Below are 24072 nucleotides of genomic sequence, written 5' to 3'. Positions count from 1 at the left end.
CAGCACCGATCTAGACGTCGGCCCCCAGCCGCTGGCTGATAACGGTTGACACGCCGTCGCCGCGCATGGTGACGCCATAGAGTGCATCGGCGACTTCCATGGTCCGCTTCTGGTGGGTGATCACGATCAGCTGGCTGGACTCGCGAAGTTCTTCGAAGATGGTGATGAGGCGGCCAAGGTTGGTGTCGTCCAGGGCCGCCTCCACCTCATCCATCACGTAGAACGGCGAGGGGCGGGCCTTGAAGATGGCCACCAGCAGGGCTACGGCGGTGAGGGACCGTTCGCCGCCGGAGAGCAGCGAGAGCCGCTTGATCTTCTTGCCCGCCGGCCGGGCTTCCACCTCGATGCCTGTGGTGAGCATGTCCGACGGGTCGGTCAGGACCAGCCGGCCCTCGCCGCCGGGAAAGAGCCGGCCAAAGACGCGGACGAACTGGGCCTGGGTGTCTTCGAAGGCCTCGGCAAAGACCCTCTGCACCCGATCGTCCACTTCCTTGATGATGTCCAGGAGGTCCTTGCGGCTGGACTTCAGGTCCTCAAGCTGGGTGCTGAGGAACTGGTGCCGTTCTTCGAGGGCCGCGAATTCCTCCAGCGCCAGCGGGTTGACCTTACCCAGGGCCGAGAGGTCCCGTTCGGCTTTCCGGAGCCGTTTCTCCTGTTCCTCCCTGACAAACGGTTTGCCCTCAACCACCGGGGCGCCGCTGCCGTCCACCGGTGTCCGCAGCGCGGCCCACTTATCACCGCTGTCCTCCGCAGGGACCGGCACCGGTACGTCAGGGCCGAAATCCGCCACCAGGACGTCCGGCGTGATGCCCAGTTCCTCGATGGACCGGCTTTCCAGGGCCTCAATCCGCGCCCTGTGCTGGGTGCGGGCCAGTTCCTCCCGGTGCACCGAATCAGTCAATTCGGTGAGCTCGCGGGCCAGGGAATCGTTGCCTCCGCGGATCGACTGCAGTTCGCGGTCCCGTTGCTCCCGGTTCTCCTCCGCAAGATCGCGCTCTTCACGCGCCAGCTCCACGGAGACGTCAATGTAGCGGATGGCCAGATCCGCCGCGGCTGCCACTGCCGCGGCCCGCCGGGCCTGGAGCCGCCGGCGGCGCGCCCTTTCGGCCGCCTCTTCCCGGGCTTTGCGCTCCGTGGCGGCTGCGCGCTCGAGCGAGACGGCCCGGTTCCGGGTGGCGGTCAGTTGTTCTTCGGTACTGCGGAGCGCGAGCCTGGCTTCCATTTCGGCGGACCGGGCCAGGGACGCTGCCCGGGCCAGGGCGTCGCGCTGTTCGGTGGACGGTTCTTCCTCCGCGGGCGCTTCCTGCGCCGCGGCCAGCCGGGCGGCGATGGCCGCGAGCGCCTCCTCCTCGGCACGTACATTCGCTTCAGCCCTGGCCAGGGAAGCGGCAAGCCTGTCGCTTTCCCCGACGGCGCTGCGCAGGATTGAATTCAGGTGGCCGAGGCGCTCAGCGACGGCCGCGAGCCTGGCGTCCGAATCGTGCAGCCTGTCCAAGGCAGCGTCGGTCCGGGCCTGCGCTTTGGCGCGCCGCGCTTCCGCGCCGGCGAGCGCGAACCGGTTCCGCTCAAGATCCGCGGTGACAGCGGCGAGGCGGGTCTCGGCGTCGTCGACGGCGGCCTGCACTTCAAGCAGCGACGGCGCCTTCGCGGATCCTCCGGTGACGGTCAGCGCTGTCAGAACATCCCCGGCCACGGTAACGGCGGTGAGCTCAGGCCGTTCACCGACCAATGCGCCGGCGGCCGCCACGTCATCGACGACGACGGATCCCCCGAGAAGCGCGGCCACCGCCGCGCCGTTGTCCCCGCTGGCGGTCACCAGGTCAAGTGCCCGGCGGGCCTTGGCAGGCAACGAACCCGACGTCACCGTGCCCGGGCGCGCCGGTGCGGCCGATTCCAGCAGCAACACGGCGCGGCCGGCGTCGTCGTCCTTGAGCAGCTTCACCACGGCGGCCGCCACCTCGGGATTGCGGACCACGATGGCTTCGGAGGCTTCCCCGAGTGCGGCGGCGATGGCCGTTTCATAGCCCGGTTCAACAGATAGCCCTGCCGCCAGCGTCCCGGCGACACCTTCGAGGCCGGCGCTGAGGACATGGGCCGCACCGTCTTTGCGGTTGAGTCCAAGCTGCAGGGCGTCGCGCCGGGCCACCAGGGAGTCGCGTTCGCGGACGGCTTCCCTGCCGGCGGCGGTCAGATTGGCAATCTCCTGAACAACGGCGTCGAGTTCGGCGCTGGCGTCCTCGTAGTCGGCGTCGAGGGTTTCCTCGCCTTCCTCAACGCCGGCTACCTGGCTTTCGAGGGCGGTGAACTCGGACTGGGCCTTGCTGCGGCGGTCCTGCCCGGCGGCGAGCGAATCGCGGAGCCGGCCCAGTTCGGCCTGGGCGGACTCCACCCGCGACCTGGCCGCGCCCACCTGGCCGGCCAGCTTGGCGAGCCCTTCGCGGCGGTCTGCTGCGGCGCGGAGCACGGCTGTGAGGCGCTTGTCCTCGGCGGCGGCGGCCTGTTCAGCTTCGGACTTGGCACCTGTTGCCGACTCCAGGGCGCTGCGCCGGTCAAGGATGTGACGATCGAGTTCCGAGAGTTCCTCCCGGACCCGTGCCGCCTGCCGCTCCAACTGCTCCGGGTCCCGTCCCGAGTACGGTTCGGCATCGGCGGCACCGAGGAGGCGGCCGCGTTCCCGGGCCAGGGAACCGAGGGAGCGGAGGCGTTCCCGCGCCGCGTTCAGCCGGTACCACGTGTCCCTCGCCCCGTTGAGCCTGGGTGTGGCCTCCGCCGCGAGGTGCTCGATGGCGGCCTGCTGCCGGCGCCCGGACTCCAGTTCCTGCTCCACCGCGGCCCTGCGGGCTTTCAGGGCTGCCTCATCCGCGACGTCCCGGGCCAGGGAGTTTCGCTCCCGGGCCAGGTCATCGGCCAACAGCCGCGCGCGTGCATCGCGGACATCGAACTGGACCCTCTGGGCACGGCGGGCGACGTCGGCCTGTTTGCCGAGCGGGGTCAGCTGGCGCCTGATCTCTCCGGTCAGGTCCGTGAGCCGCTGCAGGTTCGCCTGCATGGCCTCCAGCTTGCGGACCGTCTTTTCCTTGCGGCGCCGGTGCTTGAGGATTCCGGCGGCTTCCTCGATAAATCCGCGGCGGTCCTCGGGGGTGGCGTGCAGGACTTTGTCGAGCTGGCCCTGGCCCACGATGACGTGCATTTCCCGGCCCAGGCCGGAGTCCGAGAGCAGTTCCTGGATGTCAAGGAGGCGGCAGCTGGCCCCGTTGATGGCGTATTCGGAGCCGCCGGTGCGGAACAGCGTCCGGGAGATGGTGACTTCGCTGTACTCAATGGGCAGGGCACCGTCGGTATTGTCGATCGTCAGGGAGACATGTGCGCGGCCCAAGGGCGGGCGCCCGGACGTGCCGGCGAAAATGACGTCTTCCATTTTGCCGCCGCGCAGTGTCTTGGCCCCCTGCTCCCCCATCACCCAGGACAGGGCATCCACCACATTGGACTTTCCTGAACCGTTAGGCCCCACCACGGCCGTGACTCCGGGCTCGAAGTCGAACGTCGTTGCCGACGCGAACGACTTGAATCCCCGGACGGTAAGGCTCTTGAGGTGCAAGGTGGTTCGGGTCTCCTGCTCGGCGCACTGGGCTGGTATGGGGGGCTGGTATCGGGGGAATGTAGCGGGGAATGTAGCGGGAAAACGGCCCCTGTTACTTACAATCTACTGCGGGGCTGCGACAATTCCTTGCAGATCCGCGCGCAGGAGCCGCAGGTACTACCGGCAGGTGCGGGACCGGCGGCATGTGCAGGAACTGGCCCGGACCCGGCATAGTTAAGCACTTGGGCTGGTGCTCGATGGTGCGGTCAGCCACCGGAGCGCAGTACAGACACGAATAGGGGCTTAATTTGACAGGGAATGCAACATTCCGGCACAACAACACCGCTTTGCTTTCGGTGAGCAGCGTCGAAGCTCCCAAGATCGTCAGTTCCGCTGATTTCGACCGCAGGCTGGCCCCCACCCTGCGGCGCTTGAAGTTTCCCCCGCGCCTGCTTGAACGGGTGGCAGGGATCACCCACCGCCGTTGGTGGGCGCCGGGGACCTCGTTCGACGACGCCGCCATCGAGGCGGGCGCTAAGGCTTTGGCCGAATCCGGGGTGGAAGCGTCGGAGGTGGGTCTGCTGATCAACACCTCCGTCACGCGGCGCAGCCTGGAGCCGTCCGTCGCGGTGAAGATCCATCATGGCCTCAGCCTGCCGTCGTCGGCCATGAATTTCGATCTTGCCAACGCCTGCCTGGGCTTCGTCAACGGCCTGACCCTGGCGGCCAACATGATCGACTCCGGCCAGATCAAATACGCCATGATCGTCAACGGTGAGGATGCCCAGGCCACTCAGGAGGCCACCCTGGCCCGGCTGCAGCGGCCGGAGACCACCCGTGAGGACTTCGGCCGTGAGTTCGCCACCCTCACCCTGGGTTCCGGCGCGGCCGCAGCCGTGCTGGGCCCGGCGGACCAGCATCCCGGGGCGCACCGGATCGTGGGGGGCGTGATGCGCGCCGGCACCGAGCACCATGAGCTGTGCGTGGGCGGCATCGACGGCATGGCCACGGACACCAAAGGCCTGCTGGACGGCGGTCTGCAACTGGTGGTGGACGCCTGGCACGAGGCCAAGCCGGAGTGGGACTGGGCAACGATGGACCGGTACGTCACCCATCAGGTGAGCAACGCGTACACCCAGGCCATCATCGACGCAGTGGGCCTGGATCCGGAAAAGGTCCCCATCACCTTTCCCCACTGGGGCAACGTGGGCCCGGCCTCGCTCCCCATGACCCTGGCTGCCGAAGCGCAGACGCTGGCGGCCGGGGACAGGGTGCTGTGCATGGGCGTCGGTTCCGGGCTCAACACCGCCCTGCTGGAAATCGTGTGGTGACCGCAGACTGGCCCGGCGTTGACCCCGAATGGTCCCGGGAAATTGACGTGCCGTCCACCTCAGCGGCGGATAAACCCGGCGCGGTGCGCACCTGGCACCTGCTCGATAACGGTCCGCAGCTCGCGCGCCGCGGCCTGGTTCCTGCCGGCACGCTGCTGTGCGTGCACGGCAACCCGACGTGGTCCTTCCTCTGGCGCAGCCTGCTGGCCGCCGGCTCGGACGCCGGTTCCGCCGCCACTTCGGATACCGGTTCCGCCGCCGGGCGGCCGTGGCGTGTGGTGGCCGTGGACCAACTGGACATGGGCTTTTCGGAGCGAACCGGAACGTTCCGGCGCCTGGCAGACCGCATCAACGACCTGGCCGACCTCACCGCCGCCCTCGGGCTGGACGGGCCGGTGGTCACGGTGGGCCATGACTGGGGCGGCGTCATCAGCCTGGGCTGGGCGCTGGCACACCAGGAACAGCTCGCCGGGGTGGTGCTGACCAACACCGCGGTCCACCAGCCCGCCGGCTCCCCCATCCCGGCGGCGCTGCGGCTCGCCCTGCACCCTGCCGTCCACCGCTGGGGAACGACGACGTCGGACGCCTTCCTGCGGGTCACGCATGCCCTGGCCCGTCCGCCCCTGGCCGCGGAGGTCCGCCGCGCTTTCATGGCCCCTTACCGCGGCGCCGGCCGCCGCACGGGCGTTGGCAACTTTGTTGCCGACATCCCGGCGGACGCGTCCCATCCCAGCTTCCCGGCACTCAATGACGTCGCCGAAGGCCTGCGAGGGCTGAGCGTTCCCGCGCTGATGCTCTGGGGCCCCGCTGATCCGATCTTCTCCGACCGGTACCTGAAGGACCTGCTCGGCCGTCTGCCGCACGCGCAGGTGCACCGTTTCGAAGGTGCCGGGCACCTCGTCGCCGAGGACCGGGACATCGCCGCCCCCGTCTTCGAATGGCTCGCCGGGCTTGGCCTGGCTGAGTCGTCCGCTCTTCCGCCGAAGGACGCCGCGGCCGCCGCGGCCGGCGCTCCTGAGCCGGCGGACCACGCCGCAACGGAACAGGCAGGCACCGCTGTTCCGCCCCTCTGGGCGCCGCTCACCGGACTGGCAGCAGGAGCCGACGGCGGGGGTACCGCCGTCGCGGAAATGGCCGCGGACGGGCAGGTCACCCGCTCTCTCACTTGGCTGGAGCTCGAACAGAACATAGCCCGCCTTGCGGCGGGGCTGCGGGACATCGGGGTGGGGCCGCAGAAAAGGGTGAGCCTGATGGTTCCGCCCGGCGTGGACCTGACCGTGGTGCTCTACGCCTGCCTGCGGCTCGGCGCGGTGGTGGTCGTGGCCGACGCCGGCCTTGGCACCCGCGGACTGAGCCGCGCCGTGAAAGGCGCCACCCCGGATTTCCTCATCGGAATCGACAAGGCCCTCACCGCCGCCTCGGTACTCGGGTGGCCCGGCCGGCGGATCAGCGTGCGGGAGTTACCCGCCGCCCGGCGCCGGCTCCTGGGAGTGGAAACCTCCCTCACCGCGCTCGCCCGTCAAGGAATCCGCACCTGTAAGGGGCCGACGTCGGACTCTTCCGTTCCGGACGCGGCTCCGGCTCCCGACGCACCGGCCGCCGTCCTCTTTACGTCCGGTTCCACCGGACCTGCCAAGGGCGTTCTCTACACCCACCGGCAGCTCGCCGCGATGCGCGATACCCTGGCCGCAACGCTGGGGATCCGTCCGGGCGCACGGCTGGTGGCGGGCTTCGCACCGTTCGCTCTCCTGGGGCCTGCCCTCGGAGCGGTTTCGGTGACCCCTGCCATGGACGTCACGGCACCGCGCACCCTCACGGCCCGCGCGCTGGCAGACGCCGCCGCATCCATTGACGCCACCGTGGTCTTCGCCTCGCCGGCGGCCCTCCGGAACGTCCTCGCCAGCGCGGGGAGCCTGAGCCCCGCCGGGCACGAGGCACTGGAGCGCGTGGAGTTGCTGCTCTCCGCCGGCGCACCGGTCCCGGAGCCCCTCCTCGCCGAGATGCAGCGGCTTATGCCGCGGGCTTCGCTGCACACCCCGTACGGGATGACCGAAGCGCTGCCTGTCACGGACATCAGCCTGGAGCAGATCCGTGCGGCCCGGGCGGACGCGGACGCACGGACCATGCCCGGAGCAGGCAACGGCGTGTGTGTTGGCCTGCCCGTGCACGGCGCGCGCGTAGCCGTGATCCCTTTGGCCGAAGACGGAACCGCCCCGGGTGACTGCCCGGTCAAGGCGCCGGGGGTGACCGGCGAGATTCTCGTCAGTGCGCCGCATGTGAAAGAGGCGTACGACAGGCTCTGGCTGACCCAGCGGGAGAGCGTCCGCACCGCCGGCTGGCACCGCACGGGCGATGTTGGGCATTTTGACGCCGCGGGCCGGCTCTGGGTGGAAGGCCGCCTCGCGCACGTCGTGACGGCGCCGGGTTCGGTGGTGACGCCGGTGGGTGCCGAGCAGGCCATCGAACACCTGGACGACGTCGGGCTGGCCGCCGTTGTGGGGGTCGGCCCCGCCGGGACGCAGGCCGTCGTGGCGGTCGTCGAGACGGTGCCTGCTGTGCGCCGGGCCGGCCCCGCCGCGCCGCACCTGGCCGGACGGGTGCGGGACGCCGCGCGCCTCGCAGGCGTCAGTGTCTCCGCCGTGCTTGCGGTCCCCGCCCAGCCAACCGATATTCGCCACAACGCCAAGATCGACAGGACCCGCCTGGCGCGGTGGGCCTCCCGCGTGCTGGCCGGCGGCCGCCCGGGCACGCCATGAGGGTGCTGGTCACCGGCGCAAGCGGGCTGCTGGGACGTGAAGTGGCCCGGCTGCTGGTGCGGCAGGGGCACGCCGTCACGACGTTCCAGCGCCGCGCCGCGGGGGTCGACGGCGCCGCGGACTTTTTGGGGTCCGTTACGGACGGGGACGCGGTCCGACGTGCGGTGGCCGGGTTCGAAGGCGTCATCCATCTCGCGGCGAAGGTCTCCTTCACGGGGCGTGCCGCTGACTTCCACGAGGTTAACGTCGAAGGGACCCGCCGGCTGATCGAGGCCGCCCGCGAGGCAGGCGTGCGGGACCTGGTGTTCGTCTCCTCCCCCTCGGTGGCCAACTCAGGGGCCGCCATTGCCGGGCTGGGTGCCGAACCGGCAGACCCGGCCCGCGCACACGGGGATTACTCCCGCACGAAGGCAGCCGCGGAAATGCTGGCGCTGGCAGCGGACTCACGGGAATTCCGGGTCGCGGCGGTACGCCCCCATATTGTCTGGGGGCCGGGCGATACCCAGTTGGTGGAACGGGTGCTCGAGCGGGCCGCCCGCGGCCGCCTGCCGCTGCTCGACGCGGGCGCCGCCCTGATCGACACCACGTACGTGGACAACGCCGCCTCCGCCATCGTTGCCGCGCTGCACCGCATGGAACAGGTCCACGGCCGGGCCCTCGTGGTCAGCAACGGCGAACCCCGCCCGGTGGGTGAGCTGCTGGCCGGCATCTGTGCGGCGGGCGGCGTGCCGGCGCCATCGTGGCGGGTGCCGGGCAGGATTGCCCGTGCGGCGGGATCCGTGGTGGAAAAGATCTGGCTCCGTTCCGGCAGGGAGGATGAGCCGCCCATGACACGGTTCCTCGCCGAGCAGCTCTCCACCGCCCACTGGTTCGATCAGCGCGAGACCCGTGCGCTCCTCGATTGGACCCCCGCCGTCTCCCTTGACGAGGGCCTGGCGAAGCTGGCCGCACACTACGGCGCGCCAACGACCGCACGGACTGTGCGTCCGTAACGAGACGCCGGACGCAGCGATAAAAGCACGTGGCGCTACCCGTTTCGCGGGGTTGTGCGGGTTTCCACAGACTTGGCCGCAGGCTGACCGGTCGCCTTGTTGAGGGTTTAAGCGGAGCCTATTATCGCACCAACAGGGTTGCTATGAGCTGCTCAGCTTGGTGGTCTCTCACGGGTCTTCGGACCGGTTCCAGCCAAGCTAATTCCATCACCGGTGCAGACGGCGGGGAGGCAGCACAGGAGCATCAGCCCTGCGGACAACTGAATGTCTTGGTTTGGCTGCCCCTGGGGGGAGCGGCAACGGCCCGAAGCAACTCGCTGCGGGCCTGCTACGCAACAGCGCACTCACTCCAGGAGTTCACATGCCCGTATCCTCAGCCGAGCGTTCCCTGCAGCCCCTGCGGCAGACCGTCCTGGCAGTGACCCTCGCGCTCGTAGCTGCGCTCTTGCCTGTTGGCCTGCCGGCGTCCTTCCTCGCCAGCGCGGCAGCGGCCGACCCCTGCGCTCCCCTGATCAACGCCATCGCTTGCGAGAACTCCAAGCCCGGAAGCCCGCCCTCGGAGTGGGATATCTCCGGGGCGGGCGATTCCGACATTCAGGGCTTTGCCACCGAAATCAGTGTCAATGCCGGCCAGCCCATCCGGTTCAAAGTGGACACCACCGCCGCCAACTACACCATCGGCATCTACCGGACCGGCTGGTATCAGGGCCTTGGAGCCCGCAAGATCGCCGACGTTACCCCGTCCGCCCTGCGGCAGAACCAGCCGCAGTGCCGGACGGACGTGAGCACTGAACTCTATGACTGTGGCACCTGGGCTGTTTCGGCGACATGGCAGGTACCCTCGGCCGCCGTCTCCGGTGTCTACATAGCGCTCCTGACCCGCCCTGACAACGGCGACCAGAGCCACATCACCTTCATTGTCCGCAACGATGCGAGCCACTCGGATGTCGTCTTCCAAACATCAGACACGACGTGGCAGGCCTATAACAGCTACGGGGGCTCTAACTTCTACGAAGGAGCGGCAAACGGCCGCGCGTACAAGGTCAGTTACAACCGGCCCGTCAACACCAGGGGCGGTCCGGACGGCCGGGATTTCTACTTCAGCAACGAATATCCGATGGTCCGCTTCCTGGAGAAAAATGGCTATGACGTCAGCTACATCAGCGGCGTGGATACCGATCGCAGCGGAGGACTGCTTCGCAACCACAAAACGTTCCTTTCAGTGGGGCACGATGAATATTGGTCGGGGGCACAGCGGGCCAATGTGACGGCGGCCCGTGATGCGGGCGTCAATCTCCAGTTCCTCTCCGGAAACGAAATGTACTGGCGCACACGGTACGAACCGTCCGCCGTGGATGGGGCCGGGTACCGGACCATCACCTCCTACAAGGAAACGTGGGCCAACAGCAAGATCGATCCCAGCACTGAATGGACGGGCACGTGGCGCGATCCCCGGTATGCCTCACAGGCCAACGGCGGCGGCCTGCCTGAAAACGGCCTCACCGGCACGCTGTACATGTCGAATTTCTCAGATTTGCCCGTTACCGTCAGCGCCGCGGAAGGTAAGGCCCGGCTTTGGCGCGGCACCTCACTCGCCACTCTCGCGACCGGGACATCGGCCCAGCTGGCCCCGCACACGGTGGGCTACGAATCCAACGAGGACCTGGACAACGGGTTCCGGCCAGCAGGACTCATCCGGCTGTCCACAACCACCGGGCCGGTAGACCAGTACCTTCAGGACTACGGAAACACGGTCAAAGCCGGAACAACCACCCACAACATCACGCTGTACCGTGCGGCCAGCGGGGCCCTGGTTTTCTCCGCGGGCAGCGTTCAGTGGACGTGGGGCCTTGACCAGGAGCATGACGGCCCCGGGGCGCCGGCAGATCCTCGGATGCAGCAGGCCCAAGTGAACCTGCTGGCCGATATGGGCGCCCAGCCGGGAACACGTGACCCTGCGCTCGCGCCCGCCACAGCCAGTAGTGATACCGCTGGCCCGGTGGTCACCATAGCCTCCCCCGCCGAAGGTGCTTCAATACCGCAAGGAAGCAGTGTCACTGCCTCCGGGAGTGCCACTGACACCGGGGGAATTGTTTCAGGCGTGGAAGTGTCCACCGACGGCGGAGCTTCCTGGCATCCCGCCCAGGGAAAGCAGAACTGGACGTACACCTACATCCAGAAGGGCCTGACCAGCGCCACGCTGAAAGTCCGTGCCGTGGACGACAGCGCCAACATCGGCGCCGCGGCAACCCGCAGCCTTAACCTGACCGGCCCTTACACGGTCTTCGGCAGCCAGGTTCCGGCTGTGGTGGATTCCGGGGACGGCGGAGCGTACGAGCTCGGCTTGAAGGTCACCCCAACGGTGGATGGTTTCATCACCGGTGTGCGGTTCTACAAGAGCACCGCCAACACCGGAACGCACGTAGGCTCCCTGTGGAACTCCGCCGGCCAGCGTGTGGCCAGTGCAACCTTCGCAGCGGAAACGGCCAGCGGCTGGCAGAAGGTCCTGTTTTCCCAGCCAGTTGCCGTGGGAGCCGGCCAGACCTACACCGTGTCGTACACAGCGCCGCGTGGCCACTACGCCGCCAAGGACCGCCAGTGGGACAGCTTCGGCTTCACCGATCCGCCGCTGACGGTCGCCGGCGGCTTCGCCAGCCCGCCGGCCGGAGTCTATGGCAGCCCGGACGCCTACCCGACGAGCAGCTACGGCAACGGAAACTATTACGTCGACGCCGTCTTTGACACCACAGACACCACGCCGCTGACGGCCGCAGGGCAGTGGCCTCTGGGCGGTTCGTCAAGCGTTCCGCAATCCACCACGGTGGGGGCCGTCTTCTCCAAGCCGGTAACGGCGTCAAGCGTCCAGCTGAAACTCACGGCCGCTGCCGGGACCGACGTCGCGGGGACCACGGCTTACGACGCTGTGGCACGGAAAGTCACGTTCACGCCTGCGTCCGGCCTCGACCTGGGCACGACCTACACGGCTACGCTCAGTGCCACCGCTTCCAGTGGCGGATCCCTGACGGCGGGCGGAACCTGGTCCTTCACCACGGTTATCTCACCCCCTGTGCCGGGGACGTGTCCGTGCAGCTTCTATGACGATTCCGTGCTTCCGGGGCTCCCGGAAGTCAGGGACGGCGTGCCGCTCACCCTGGGCATTCGGTTCTCCAGCACCACCGACGGCACCGTGACCGGCGTCCGCTTCTACAAGTCCGTAGGAAATACCGGTACGCACACGGGCACGCTGTTCACTGCCTCCGGCCAACAGTTGGCCACCGTGACGTTCGCCAACGAAAGCACCTCCGGTTGGCAGACAGCGTACTTCAACCAACCTGTTGGCATGACCGCCAATACGGAATACATCATGGCTTACAAGACCACCACCGGCACGTACTCAGCGACCGTCAACGGGTTCGGCCCGGGACTTAGCGCAGGCAATCTGAGGGCATCTTCGGACGCGGGCGCCTACTCCTACTCCAGTGATTTCCCCAATTCCCGTTCAACGGCCAGCTACCTCGTCGATGTGGTGGTCCAGTACCCGGATCCGCCCTTTACCGCCACCGCCCAGTCACCACTGCCCGGCTCATCAAGCGTGGCGCTGAACAGCGCAGTGTCCGCGGTCTTCTCCAAAGCCCTCACGGCATCCACCGTGAAGGCCACCCTCACCGGCCCGGGTACGGCGTCCGTCCAGGGGACGACGGCCTTCGACGCCGCAACGTCCAGGATGACCTTCACCCCCTCGGCCCCGTTGGCTGCCGGCACCACCTACACAGCCACAGTGACAGCCACCTCCGCAACAGGCCAACAGCTCAGTTCCGGCGGCTCCTGGACCTTCACCACAGTCCCGGCGCCGCGGACCGAAGGGACCTGCCCCTGCACCCTTTACCAGGACACCGTCACGCCCACGCTGATGGAGGCAAATGACGGCATCCCGGTGGCTTTGGGAGTCCGGTTCGCAAGTTCGGCTGCCGGCACCATTAGCGGCATCCGGTTCTACAAGGCCGCCGGCAATACCGGCACACACACCGGCTCGCTCTTCACCATCACAGGCCAGCAGCTCGCCACGGTGACCTTCAGCGGGGAAACCTCAGCGGGCTGGCAGACTGCGACCTTCAGCCAGCCGGTGGCCATCGCGGCCGACACGGAATACGTTGCCGCCTACCGCTCCCCCAGCGGCATCTATTCGGCGTCGCCCGGAGGGTTCGCCTCAGGGTTCACCAGCGGTCCGCTCCGCACGGCCTCGGGTTCCGGTTCCTTCTCCTACAGCGGCGACTTCCCGTCGTCGGGCTCCAGCGCCAGCTACCTGGTGGACCTTGTGTTTGAACAGGGCGGCAGCACACCGCCCCCGCCGGCACCCTTGACTGTCACCGCCCAGTCGCCGGCGCCGAATGCAACCGGCGTGGTGCAGAGCGCCCAGCCGAGCCTGACCCTGTCCGCCGCCGTGCAACCGGGTTCGGCACTGGTGCTCTCGGCAGGAGGCGCCAACGTGGCCGGCTCGTCGGCGCTGTCCGCGGATGCCCGCACCATAACTTTCAGCCCCGCACAGCCCTTACCTTCGAATACGCAGATCACCGCGAGCGCCAGCAACGTTGTGTCCACAACGGGCACCTCGCTCGCTCCCACGTCCTGGCAATTCACAACAGTCAACGCGGCGCCGGCGGCCCAGACCCTGTTTTCGTCCATGGTCCCCCAAGTGGCCGCCGCCGCTGACACCCGTGCCATCGAGCTGGGCACGGCGTTCCGGACCACGGCCCCAGGTAGTGTCACCGCGCTCCGCTTCTACAAGGGACCCAGCAACACGGGCATCCACACCGGATCGCTCTGGGATCCGGCAGGTGCCAGGCTGGTCCGCCTGACTTTCACCAATGAAACGGCCACCGGGTGGCAGTCCGCGGTGCTGGCCAGCCCCATCCGGCTGACCGTCGGCGCCAGCTACGTTGTCTCGTACAACGCGCCGGTTGGGCGCTACTCGTACACCCCCAACTTCTTTACCCAGATCTGGTCAAGCGGCGTCCTCCGCGCGCCCACCACCAACGGGTTGTACCGCCTGGGATCAGGAACGGCAGTACCGAACCGGACGGACACCGCCACGAACTACTTCGTTGACGTGGTGTTCGCGCCTGATTCGGCAGGCTGAATGACGTGAACAGACCGGCAGCGGGTTTTCCTCCCGCCGCCGGTCTGTGTGATGACGCAAGCCTTGATGACCCACTCGGCCTCAGCGCACCACCGACGGCGACCAGGCGTGTTCGATGAAAAGTTCCGGCCGCGAAGCCCCTGCTACGTCCAGCCGCCAAATGTCGCTGTCGCCGGCCGAATCCTCCCGGCCCAGCCCGTACAGCACGGTGTGGCCGTCCAGCCACTCAACCTGGTCGTCAACGTTCCTGGTCTCGGCAAGGAGGGTCTCGGTTCCGGTGGCAATATCCAGGACCGCGATGTTCCAGTGCGGATGGACGCTGCCGGCCATGTTCTTTTTGTACGCAATGCTTTTCCCGTCAGGAGACACGGACGGGCACTCAGCGGCGTCGTGGACGGCCGTGAGCTTCCGGGCCGAAACACTTCCTTCCACCAGCCATGTCCGGCCGTTCGAAGCCGCCGTCGCATAGAAGGAATCGGACTGGCCCGGCATGAAGGTGACCCCCCAGATGTTCCGGTCCGACGGACTGACCTGCGCTCCGTTCACCCACAAGGCAAAGTCTTCAAGGCTGCCCGTTCCGGGGCCACCCTCCACCGGACTGATCACTGTCTCGGTCGAAAAGCCTGTGCCGGCATAGGAGTGGCCCGTCACGAAGACCGTTGTTGCCGCGGCACTTCCCGTGCCATCGAGCCTTGTCCGGCTGGGGATCCCCCGCAGCGCCCAGCTGCGGACCTCCTGCCAGTTCCTGTCGTAGAGTGCCGCCTCGTAGCTGGTGACCAGGCCACGGTTCGTCCGCAGGCACATCACTTCCCGTCTCGTCCCGTAGACACGGTCGCAGGCCGCACCGCCCACCGCCCGTTCCGCTCCCGGAGCGGACAACAGCACTGTGGCAGCCTGGCCATAGCCCTGGCCCGAGGCGGTGTTGCGGAACAGGACAAACGGCTGGTCCGGAAGCGACGATCCGGCCGCGGCGATCGCAGCGGAGGATGTTGCCTGGCTGGCAGCCTGAAAGCGCTGGAACGCCTGGGCGGCGTACACGCCAGCGCCGGCGACCACACTGACAGTCACCACCAGGAGGATGACCCACCGAAGCTTTCCGTCGGGCTCCCACCGGTTCCGGGTCATGCCACGCGCTTCTCTTGCCCGATCCCGTGAAGGATGAACGGCGATGCCGCGACGGCGACGGCCAACAGGCAGCCAACGGCAACCATCGCCGTCGTCGGCCCAACTGCGAACCAGAGGACTCCGAAACCTGCCGAAGCAGCCATCCGGCTCACCGCCACTACCGTCTGCGCTGCGCCAATGCCCGTGGCCAGCCTCTCAACCGGTGTGAGCTGGCCGGCAAGTGCTGCCAGCACCCCGTCCGTGGCCGCATAGAAAATGCCCAGAAGGACCAGGCAGCCGAGCGTGGGTCCGATTCCCGCGAACGGCATGGCGGCCAGCAGGTAGCAGGCGAGAAGCGCCGCGTGCCCTGTGATGAAGACCTTGGCTTTGCCCCACCGGTCGGCGAGCCTGCCCAGCGGGATGGCAAGCAAAAGGAACACCAGGTTCGTGCCCACATATAGCAGCGGGAACCACTGCACGGCGAAGGAATTCTTATCCTGGAGGACGAGGTAGATGAAGCCGTCTCCCACGGTCAGCAGCCCCAGGACGCCGGCGACGATGAGCAGGCGCCCAAGCCCCGGTTCCCGGAGCATGCCCCAGCGGAATGCAAATGCCTGACTTTTCCGGGTGTCCCCCGGGCGGCGTCCTCCGGCCCGCAGATCCGGGACGAACAGAACCAGCGCCGCCGCGCCGATGACCGCGAACGCCAACGACACCACAAAGACTGTCAGGTAGCCGTTGGGGATGAGCATCAGAATGAAGAATGCCAGGAGCGGACCGGTGGCGGCGCCGATGTTATCGAGCATACGGTGGACGCCGAAGTGCCTGGCCAGATGTTCGGGCTGCGCCGATACCGTGACCAGCGCGTCGCGGGGAGCGGTGCGGATTCCCTTGCCGATCCTGTCGCCGGTGATGATGGCTGTCAGGGACCAAAAGCCGCCGGCAAAAAGCAGCCCGATTCTGGCCGCCGCCGACAGCCCGTACCCGGCCAGGGCCACCCGCTTGGGATGGCCGATCCGGTCAGCAGTCCACCCGGCGGCGATCCGGACCAGGGCGCTTGCCCCCTGGTTGAGGCCGTCAAGCACGCCAAACGCGATCACCGAGAGCCCCAGGAAGCCTGTGATGTACAGGGGCAGGATGGCTGCCACAGACTCTGAGGAGACGTCGGTGAACATGCTGACCACACCAAGCCACACTATGGTGTGGGAGAGTTTGAACCGGGTTCCGGACCGGCGGGTCCGGCCTGCCGTGACCACCTGTTCGTCCTTCTTGCCGCCGTTGCGGTCTGACACCGAAAGGTACATCAGCAGGTCCGTTTACGCATGGAGGGTGGCCAGAAGTGTGAACCGCGTGCTTCCGGTACCCGTGGTGGTGATGGCTACCGTCACGGTGTCAGTCCCGCGTGAGAGGCGGACGGACCGGCCATCCCCGGAAGACACTGATTCGGACTGGAAGCCCAGGGCCAGCAGTGACTGCTGGAAATGACCTATGGTCTGGAGAGGAGTCAGGTCCACAATACCGACCGCGCTGGCCTGCAGGGTCCGGTCCTCGGAGCTCACACTCGTCGACACCACCGCTGTCCGGTCGGGGAAGGACACGACGTTGGCGGGGAAGCCGTCCACTATCTTGCCCTGGGCTGACGCGGGTGCGGGCAGCGGAGTCCGGATCAGGGCGGCCGGCGGCGAAGGCATGGGCAGCCCCGTTGGGGCATCACTGGCTGGCGGCAGAACCTCCTGGATCCGGCGTCCTGCCGGATCGGAGGGACCCTGTGAAGGAGTCACGCCGGCGTCAGGGGGTGCCGCCGCAGCCGATGGCGATTCCGTGCCGCTTCCAGGTGCTGCGACGGTCCCGGCCCCGGAGGGCTGCGGGACACTGCTGTCCACCGGTCCGGTGCCGTTGACCGCTGCGGGCGGGGCTTTGGCGGGCTGTGATGCCTGGTCCAGCACAACAGCTGTTCCGCCCAGGGCAACAGCTGCAATGACTCCGGCGAGTACCAGTTTCTTCGCGATCATGGCCCCGCCAAGGCCACCGCGGTAATGACACCCCAGGCTTTCATGCGCCCAGTCTGCCAACGGAACCCGCATTGGGGAACCGCAGAATCCGCAGACTTTTCCTGTGGTCTACCAGCGACCGTTCCGTGGTCGCGGCTGACAGACAGGGCACGTGTAGGAGGACCGGTTCATGAACTGTTCGCGGCGGATGAGGGAGTTAATCCCGACGGCGGCGCACCGGTTGCAGGGCTGCCCTTCCCTGCCGTAGGCGTTCAGGGAGCGGTCGAAGTAGCCGGAGGCGCCGTTGACGTTCACGTACAGGGAGTCGAAGCTGGTTCCGCCTGCCTCGAGGGCATCGAGCATGACTTCGCGGGCGCTGGCGATCACGCGTTCCGCATCCGAACGGCGCAGCTTGTCCGTGGGGCGGGCGTAATGCAGGCCGGCACGCCACAGGGATTCGTCCGCGTAGATGTTTCCGATGCCTGAGACCAGCCCCTGGTCCAAAAGGGCGCGCTTGAGGCCGGTCCTGCGTTTCCTGAGCCGGCTGTAGAAGAGCCCGAAGGAGAAGGCGGGGTCCAGGGGGTCCCGGGCGATATGAGCCGCCTCTTCGGCAATCAGGGGAAGCGGCGATTCGGCGAGGCCGCCGGGGCCGCCGTCGTCCGTGGCCACCAGGTCCGTCACAAAAAGCCCGCCGAAGATGCGCTGGTCCACAAACCGCAGTTCGTCCGGCATGCCGTCGGCGGGGCTCAGGCGGAGGCGGACCTTCAGGTGTTTCTCGTCCGGAACGGAAGGGTCCTGCATCAGCAGTTGACCGCTCATTCCAAGGTGGGCCATCAGGGCGACGGCCGGAACGGACTGTTCCGGAGCGGCCGCTGCGGACGGGGTGTCGCGCAGCGGCATCCACAGGAATTTTCCGCGGCGCACCACGTCCACCACCGTGGTGCCCTGGAGGTTCCCGATAAAGTCCTCGGGACCGAGGGCGTGGCGGCGGAGCGATCGGGGGTCCAGGACCTCAACGGAGGTAATGGTGCGGCCGCGGAGCCATCTCACCAGCCCGCGGCGGACCACTTCAACTTCAGGCAGTTCGGGCAAAGCCGGACCTAGGCGCCGGGCGCAGGCTCGGCTGATCCGCCGGCCGCGGTTCCCTTGGCCGCCGCATCCTTGGCCGCCGACAGGGTACGCCAAGCGTCCGCGGCAGCTTCCTGTTCGGCTTCCTTCTTGGAATGGCCGGAACCGTTGCCGTACGGCATGCCGCCGATGTTCAGGACCGCCTTGAAGGTGCGGGCGTGATCCGGACCGGCACCCTCGACCGCGTAGAAAATGGTGCCGAGCTGACGACTGGCGGCCAATTCCTGGATGCTGGTCTTCCAGTCGGTGCCGGCGCCAAGGGCTGCTGCGTCCTTGAGGAGCGGGCCGATCAGCCGCATGACCAGCTGCCGTGCGGTTTCGATGTCATTGGACACGTAGGTGGCGCCGATGAGCGCTTCCATGGTGTCCGCCAGGATGGAGGCCTTGTTCTTACCCTCGGTGAGCTTTTCGCCCTGCCCCAGGTAGATGTAGTCGCCGATGCCCAGGCTCCGGCCAATGCCCGCCAGGGCCCTTGTGCTGACCACCGCGGAGCGGCGTTTCGCAAGGTCGCCTTCGGGCAGCGTCGGGTTGTCCCGGTACAGGGCGTCCGTCACGGAGAAACCCAGGATGGAGTCGCCGAGGAACTCGAGCCGCTCATTGGTGGGGATGCCGCCGTTTTCGTAGGCGTAGGAACGGTGTGTCAGAGCAAGACGAAGCGTCCCGGCGTCAATGGAGACACCGAGACGCTTCAGAAGCTCTTCAGTTGAAGACATCATGTCAGCCTTGGGGGCCGATTAGACGTCTGCGACCTTGCGGCCCTTGTACTCAAGGAACAGCGCAGTGCCAGCCGAGTCGGTAACGACCTTTGCCTGGTGCGGCAGGCTGTAAGTAACCTGGCCGTTCTCGACAGTCTTCACCAGGTGGGGGGCAGTTGCCTTCCACTGGGAGCGGCGGGCGCGGGTATTCGAGCGAGACATTTTCCGCTTCGGGACAGCCACGGCTAACTCATTTCTCTCTAGACAAACACGTACAAATCAGTTTTGCCGGTCAGGCTTAGCCAAGTCAGCCAGGGCGGCCCAGCGAGGATCTACAACCTCGTGGTGATGCCCCGGCTCGTCTTCCAGGCGCGCTCCGCATTCGGAGCAAAGGCCCTGGCAGTCTTCCCGGCACACCGGCTGGAACGGCAGCATGGTTACAACTGCGTCCCGCAACACCGGCTCAAGATCGATCAGATCGTGCTCGACTCGACGTTGCTCTTCTTCGTCTTCTTCATCCGAAAGCAGGACGCCTTCATAGAAGAAAAGTTCTTGCACATTGACCTCAAGGTCATACGCAAGGGGATCCAGGCATCGGCCGCATTCGCCTGTAACTTCGGCGAGCGCGGTTCCTGATACCAGAATTCCTTCGTGTACGGCCTCAAGCCTCAGGTCCAGCTCGATATCCGAGCCTTCCTGAACGCCAATGAGTGCCACGCCAAAATCCTTTGGCGCGGGTACATGTTCTTTCAGCGTCCGCATGCTGCCCGGGCTGCGCCCGAGATCCTTGACGTCGAACGCCAAGGGCGAACTAGCATCTCGTTTAATGAGAACTCCTGTTGAACATATGACCGACGTACTATCTTAGCCTGAAGAGCCGCAGGGACTCAAACCGGGCGTCGGACAGCCGCCGAAGTACCGGACAAGCCTACCCTCTTGAGCGCGGGTCCTACGCCGACTCGCCTGAGAGCAGCCTTTTTTGCACGGAACGCGGTACATAGTCCGAGACGCTGCCGCCCAGGCTCGCCACTTCCTTGATGAGGGTGGAGGACAAATGCAGGTAGTGTGCCTCGGCCGGCAGGAACACGGTTTCAACGCCGCTGAGCTGGCGGTTCATGGTGGCCATCGGGAGTTCGTAATCAAAGTCCGACGACGACCGGAGGCCCTTCACGATCGCGGACACACCACGCTGGCGGCAATACTCAGCCAACAGGCCCTCCCCCACCGGCTCCACCACGATGCCCTGCAGCGACGCCAGCGTTTCGCGGGCCATGTCGATCCGGTCCCCCAGGCTGAACCTGTACTTCTTGGCGTAGTTGGTGGATACCGCCACAATGACTTCGTCAAAAAGCCCGGAGGCGCGGGCAATGACCTCGAGGTGACCGTTGTGGATGGGGTCATAGGATCCGGGGCAGACAGCGCGTCTCATGCACCGAACCTACCGCATCCGAAGGCCGGGATACCATGACTGCATGCATCCACCACGGCAACTTTCCCTGCCCGCAGCCCCGGCTCCGTGGCAGCGGACAGCGGCCGGCGCGAACCTCCTGGGCCCCGCCGGCCAGCTCGGCGTCACCATCTTCGAGGAGATGACCACCCTGGCGGCGCGCACCGGCGCCATCAACCTGGGGCAGGGCTTTCCGGACGAGGACGGACCGGCTGAGATCAAGGCCGCAGCCATGGCCGCCATCGAGTCCGGGGCCAACCAATATGCGCCCGGCAAGGGCCTTCCGGAGCTGCGTGAGGCTGTCGCGGCGCACCAGGCCCGGTTCTATGGCCTGACTCCGGACCCGCAGACGGAGGTCATTGTCACCACCGGAGCCACCGAGGCCATCGCCGCCGCCCTGCTGGCATTCGTAGGCCCGGGCGATGAAGTGCTGACGTTCGAGCCGTTCTACGACTCCTACGGCGCCGTCATCGGACTGGCGGGGGCCACCCACACCACCGCTCCGCTGCTTGCCCCCGACTTCTTCCCGGACATGGCGGCCCTCGAGGCGGCGTTCACGGACCGGACCCGGGTGGTTCTGCTGAACAACCCCCACAATCCCACCGGCGCGGTGTTCCCCCGCCAGGTCCTTCAGCGCGTCGTCGAGCTCGCCGAAAAGTTCGATTGCCTGATCATCACCGACGAGGTGTACGAGCACCTGACCTTCGGTGCCAGCCACCTTCCCGTCGCGACGCTGCCGGGAGCCGCCGAAAGGACCATCACCATCTCCTCGGCGGGAAAGACCTTCTCCTTCACGGGCTGGAAAATCGGCTGGCTGACCGGACCGGAACAGCTGGTGGCGGCCGTCCGCACCGTCAAGCAATTCCTGACCTACAGTTCCGGCACCCCGTTCCAGGCCGCCATTGCCACCGGGCTGGCGTTGCCGGACGAATTCTTCCAGGGGATTTCGGCCACGCTGCAGAAGAAGCGGGACATCCTCAGCGATGGCCTCCGTGCCGCCGGCTTTGATGTCTTTACCCCGCAGGGCACCTACTTCGTCAACGTTGATACCGCTCCCCTCGGCATTGCCGACGCCGTGGACCTGGCCCGCCGGCTGCCCGCCCTGGTGGGGGTCGCCGCGATCCCCGTGCCCGTCTTCTGCCACCCCGAGGGTGCCGCACGGACCCGGAGCCTGCTCCGTTTCGCGTTCTGCAAGAAGGTGGAGGTCCTCGAGGAGGCTGCCGCGCGGCTGGCCACACTGGCCGGGAAGCTGTGATGGCGGAGCCCGACGGCACCCGGACCGCCAGCCGCTTCCTGCGCACCACCGGGCAGCATGCGGTGATCGAGCCCGACACATTCACGGAGGGCGGTTTTGTGCTGAGCATCGGAGGAGCCGAGCAATCCCACGTCGATTTGGCCGACCCCGCCGACATCTTCTACGAGTACCTGCGCAGGATCGGGCACGTGGTGGATCTTGCGGCCCCGTGGGGTGAGCCCATCACGGCCCTCCACCTGGGCGCCGGTGCCCTGACGCTGGCCCGCTACATCCAGGCCACCCGGCCGGGGTCCGTGCAGTACGCCGTGGAGCTGGAGCGCGAACTGCTGGACTTCGTGCTGCAGCAGCTCCCGATGCCGCAGGGAACACGGCTGCACACGGTGATCGGCGACGCCCGGGAGTCGCTTGCCACGCTGCCCGCGGAACTGCGCTTCGACGTCGTCATTCTGGACATTTTCTCCGGGCCGAATGCGCCGGAACACATCGCCTGCACCGGATTTTACCAGGAGGCCGCGGCTCGGCTGACGCCGCGGGGCGTGCTGATCGTGAACGTGGGCGACGAGCCGGGCCTCACACTGGTGCGGAGCCAGGTCACAGCGATGCGCCGGGCCATGACCGACGTTGCGGCCTTCGCGGAGACCGGCATGTTCGCGGGCCGCTACCCCGGCAACATCATCCTCGCCGGCACGCAGTCCGCCTGGCCTGACGCCTGGACCGCGGCACTGACCGCCCGCGGCCCGCACCCGGCAAAGGTACTCGCCGGTGTTGAGCTGGACGTGCTCTCGGACTGAGCCGCAGCCCGGCCCACCCCCGCCGTGCGGGGACTTTGCGGGCGGAACTAAAGCGTTGGGGAAAAGTATCATTGACAGTTTCAACTATATGGGTTGTTATCTATATACCTTCGCGGGACCGCAGAGTTTGCCTGGCAGCGGACCCGATCGTTGATAACTCGCCCCAAGGAAGTGGACTGTTATGAAAAAGCTAAAACTGGCCGTTGCCGGCGTTGCCGCGGCGTTGCTGCTCAGCGGCTGCGGCGGCGGATCGCCGTCGGGCTCCACCTCGTCCTCTGCGGCAGCCGGAGGCGACGGTGTACGCAACATCAGCGTTGGTGTCATCTCGATCGCGCCGTCCGCTGCCGTGCAGCTGGGCATCGACGAGGGCATCTTTGAGAAGCACAAGCTGAAGGTCGAGCTGCAGAGCGGGCAGGGCGGGGCAGCCATGCTGCCGGCGGTTTCCACCGGCACGATGAACTTCTCCGTGGGTAACCCGCTGTCCGTACTCCTGGCCAAGAACAAGGGCCTGGACATGAAGATTGTCTCCGGGTTTTCGAATTCCCTCCCCACCGGCAATGACATCAACGGCGTCGTCGCCAAGGCCAACTCCGGCATCACCACGGCCAAGGACCTGGTGGGCAAGAAAGTGGCCGTCAACACCATCAATGCCCAGGGAGACCTGACCATCAAGAAAGTGGTGTCCAAACAGGGCGGCGATCCGGGCGGGGTCCAGTTCCTTGAGCTGCCGTTCCAGGACATGGGGGCCCAGCTGGCCCAGGGGAATGTGGACGCCGTCTGGGTTCCCGAACCGTTCCTCTCCGGCCTGCTGGCCGACGGCAACAAACTGGTGACGTACAACAACCAGGAGGCAATCCCGGGCCCGCCCACCATGGTGACCTTCACCAGCGGCAGCTACGCCCAACAGAATCCCCAGGTGGTGGCTGACTTCAAGGCGGCCATAACGGAGACTCTCGCCCTGGCGCAGAGCAACCCGGACAAGGTCCGGGCACTGCTGCCCGCGTTTATGAAGATGCCGGAGTCGGTGGCCAAGAACCTGCGGCTCGAAGCATTCGACGGGAAGCTGGATGAGGGAACGCTGGGCAAACTTGGCGACCTGATGGCCAAGTACGGCATTGTGCCTTCGGCGCCGGATGTTTCGGGCACGATCCTGAAATAGCGGTTGCCGGGTGACCGGACGGGGACGACGGCGGGAACTCCGCCGTCGTCCCTCTGCGTCCTGCAGGGGGTGCTTCCGCCGGGGGGAGGCGCTAGGCCATGGCCTCCACGCAGGGAACGATGGCGTCCGGCACTGAGGGTTCCGCGAACCAGAGCTTGGTTTCGCCGTACTTCCGTTCCGCAAACCGTTCGAGGCCCGCGGGCCAGCCGGGTTCGGGCGAGCGTGAGGAACGTTCCACCACCACCACCGCGGACGGGGCGAGGTGGGGCGCGAGTTTGGCCAGAACCGCGGACACGGCAACCTCGTCCAGCGGGTAGGGCGGATCCAGGAAAACAAGGTCCCAGTGGGTGTCCTCGGCCGTCCGCTCCAGGAACGGCTCCACCCTGGAGCGGTGGACCGTGACGGCCTTGCGGCCCACCGCGCCGTTGACGAGGTCGGCATTGCGTTGGCAGACGGAACTTGCCTTGCCATCGGATTCCACCAGATCCACGGAGCTGGCTCCCCTGCTGCCGCTCTCCACCCCCAGCGCCCCGGACCCGGCGTACAGATCCAGGACCCGGGCATCGGCAATGACCCCGAAGGCGTCAAGGCGGGAGAAGAGCGCCTCCTTGACGCGGTCCGTGGTGGGCCGGGTCAGGGACCCCGGGACGCTGACCAGCGGTGTCCCGCCGGCCGCGCCCGCAATGATGCGGCTCATGCCCGCGTC

At 67.1% G+C, this 24072-nt stretch carries 17 protein-coding genes; 7 read left to right on the top strand and 10 right to left on the bottom strand.

What is annotated here, in order from left to right; translation table 11 throughout:
• Positions 1–10: 10 nt before the first annotated feature.
• The gene (smc, locus tag PY310_RS17150; protein ID WP_275215677.1) at positions 11–3598 is read right to left on the bottom strand and encodes a chromosome segregation protein SMC; all 3588 of its coding nucleotides are present in this window, start codon (positions 3596–3598) and stop codon (positions 11–13) included.
• 290 nt (positions 3599–3888) lie between these two features.
• Between smc and PY310_RS17145 the strand changes: the two genes are divergently transcribed.
• From PY310_RS17145 to PY310_RS17130, 4 genes are all read left to right on the top strand, one after another.
• Positions 3889–4911 (top strand): 3-oxoacyl-ACP synthase III, encoded by a 1023-nt coding sequence (locus PY310_RS17145; protein ID WP_275215676.1) that lies wholly within the window; start codon positions 3889–3891, stop codon positions 4909–4911.
• The gene (locus PY310_RS17140) at positions 4905–7667 is read left to right on the top strand and encodes an alpha/beta fold hydrolase (protein ID WP_275215675.1); all 2763 of its coding nucleotides are present in this window, start codon (positions 4905–4907) and stop codon (positions 7665–7667) included. The genes PY310_RS17145 and PY310_RS17140 overlap by 7 nt, the downstream gene beginning before the upstream one ends.
• Positions 7664–8659, top strand: coding sequence for an NAD-dependent epimerase/dehydratase family protein (locus tag PY310_RS17135; protein ID WP_275215674.1), 996 nt, complete (start codon positions 7664–7666; stop codon positions 8657–8659). The genes PY310_RS17140 and PY310_RS17135 overlap by 4 nt, the downstream gene beginning before the upstream one ends.
• Positions 8660–9020: 361 nt before the next feature.
• Complete coding sequence (locus PY310_RS17130) at positions 9021–13796, top strand: DUF4082 domain-containing protein (RefSeq protein WP_275215673.1); 4776 nt, start codon at positions 9021–9023, stop codon at positions 13794–13796.
• Positions 13797–13877: 81 nt separating this feature from the next.
• Here PY310_RS17130 and PY310_RS17125 read toward each other — a convergent pair whose 3' ends face one another.
• The 8 genes from PY310_RS17125 to coaD form a co-directional block, all read right to left on the bottom strand.
• Positions 13878–14921, bottom strand: coding sequence for a TolB family protein (locus PY310_RS17125; RefSeq protein ID WP_275215672.1), 1044 nt, complete (start codon positions 14919–14921; stop codon positions 13878–13880).
• Positions 14918–16204, bottom strand: coding sequence for an MFS transporter (locus tag PY310_RS17120; protein WP_275215671.1), 1287 nt, complete (start codon positions 16202–16204; stop codon positions 14918–14920). Before PY310_RS17120 ends, PY310_RS17125 begins: the two co-directional genes overlap by 4 nt.
• Positions 16205–16216: 12 nt before the next feature.
• Positions 16217–16912 carry a hypothetical protein gene (locus PY310_RS17115; RefSeq protein ID WP_275215670.1) on the bottom strand — a complete coding sequence of 232 codons (696 nt, stop codon included), beginning with the start codon at positions 16910–16912 and terminating at the stop codon, positions 16217–16219.
• A gap of 108 nt (positions 16913–17020) precedes the next feature.
• The gene (gene mutM, locus PY310_RS17110; protein ID WP_275215669.1) at positions 17021–17983 is read right to left on the bottom strand and encodes a bifunctional DNA-formamidopyrimidine glycosylase/DNA-(apurinic or apyrimidinic site) lyase; all 963 of its coding nucleotides are present in this window, start codon (positions 17981–17983) and stop codon (positions 17021–17023) included.
• Between the two features lie 8 nt (positions 17984–17991).
• Positions 17992–18732 (bottom strand): ribonuclease III, encoded by a 741-nt coding sequence (gene rnc / locus PY310_RS17105; protein WP_275215702.1) that lies wholly within the window; start codon positions 18730–18732, stop codon positions 17992–17994.
• Between the two features lie 21 nt (positions 18733–18753).
• The gene (rpmF, locus tag PY310_RS17100) at positions 18754–18957 is read right to left on the bottom strand and encodes a 50S ribosomal protein L32 (RefSeq protein ID WP_009356569.1); all 204 of its coding nucleotides are present in this window, start codon (positions 18955–18957) and stop codon (positions 18754–18756) included.
• Positions 18958–18993: 36 nt separating this feature from the next.
• Positions 18994–19518, bottom strand: coding sequence for a YceD family protein (locus PY310_RS17095; protein ID WP_275215668.1), 525 nt, complete (start codon positions 19516–19518; stop codon positions 18994–18996).
• A 145-nt stretch (positions 19519–19663) separates the two neighbouring features.
• Positions 19664–20143, bottom strand: a complete 480-nt coding sequence (coaD, locus tag PY310_RS17090) for a pantetheine-phosphate adenylyltransferase (RefSeq protein WP_275215667.1) — start codon at positions 20141–20143, stop codon at positions 19664–19666.
• 43 nt (positions 20144–20186) lie between these two features.
• Here coaD and PY310_RS17085 point away from each other — a divergent pair, with 43 nt between their 5' ends.
• From PY310_RS17085 to PY310_RS17075, 3 genes are all read left to right on the top strand, one after another.
• The gene (locus tag PY310_RS17085) at positions 20187–21416 is read left to right on the top strand and encodes an aminotransferase class I/II-fold pyridoxal phosphate-dependent enzyme (protein WP_275215666.1); all 1230 of its coding nucleotides are present in this window, start codon (positions 20187–20189) and stop codon (positions 21414–21416) included.
• A complete protein-coding gene (locus PY310_RS17080; RefSeq protein WP_275215665.1) occupies positions 21416–22207 on the top strand; it encodes a spermidine synthase in 792 nt (263 codons plus the stop codon). The genes PY310_RS17085 and PY310_RS17080 overlap by 1 nt, the downstream gene beginning before the upstream one ends.
• Positions 22208–22388: 181 nt before the next feature.
• A complete protein-coding gene (locus tag PY310_RS17075; protein ID WP_275215664.1) occupies positions 22389–23366 on the top strand; it encodes an ABC transporter substrate-binding protein in 978 nt (325 codons plus the stop codon).
• 91 nt (positions 23367–23457) lie between these two features.
• Here the strand turns inward: PY310_RS17075 and rsmD are convergent, their stop codons facing one another.
• Entirely contained in the window at positions 23458–24063 is a 606-nt protein-coding gene (gene rsmD, locus PY310_RS17070) for a 16S rRNA (guanine(966)-N(2))-methyltransferase RsmD (RefSeq protein ID WP_275215663.1), read from the bottom strand.
• Positions 24064–24072: the final 9 nt, after the last annotated feature.

The organism is Pseudarthrobacter naphthalenicus, assembly GCF_029076445.1.
In the GTDB taxonomy this organism is placed as follows: domain Bacteria; phylum Actinomycetota; class Actinomycetes; order Actinomycetales; family Micrococcaceae; genus Arthrobacter; species Arthrobacter naphthalenicus.
Note: the sequence above shows the minus strand (reverse complement) of the source record. Positions and strands in the feature narration are given on the sequence as shown.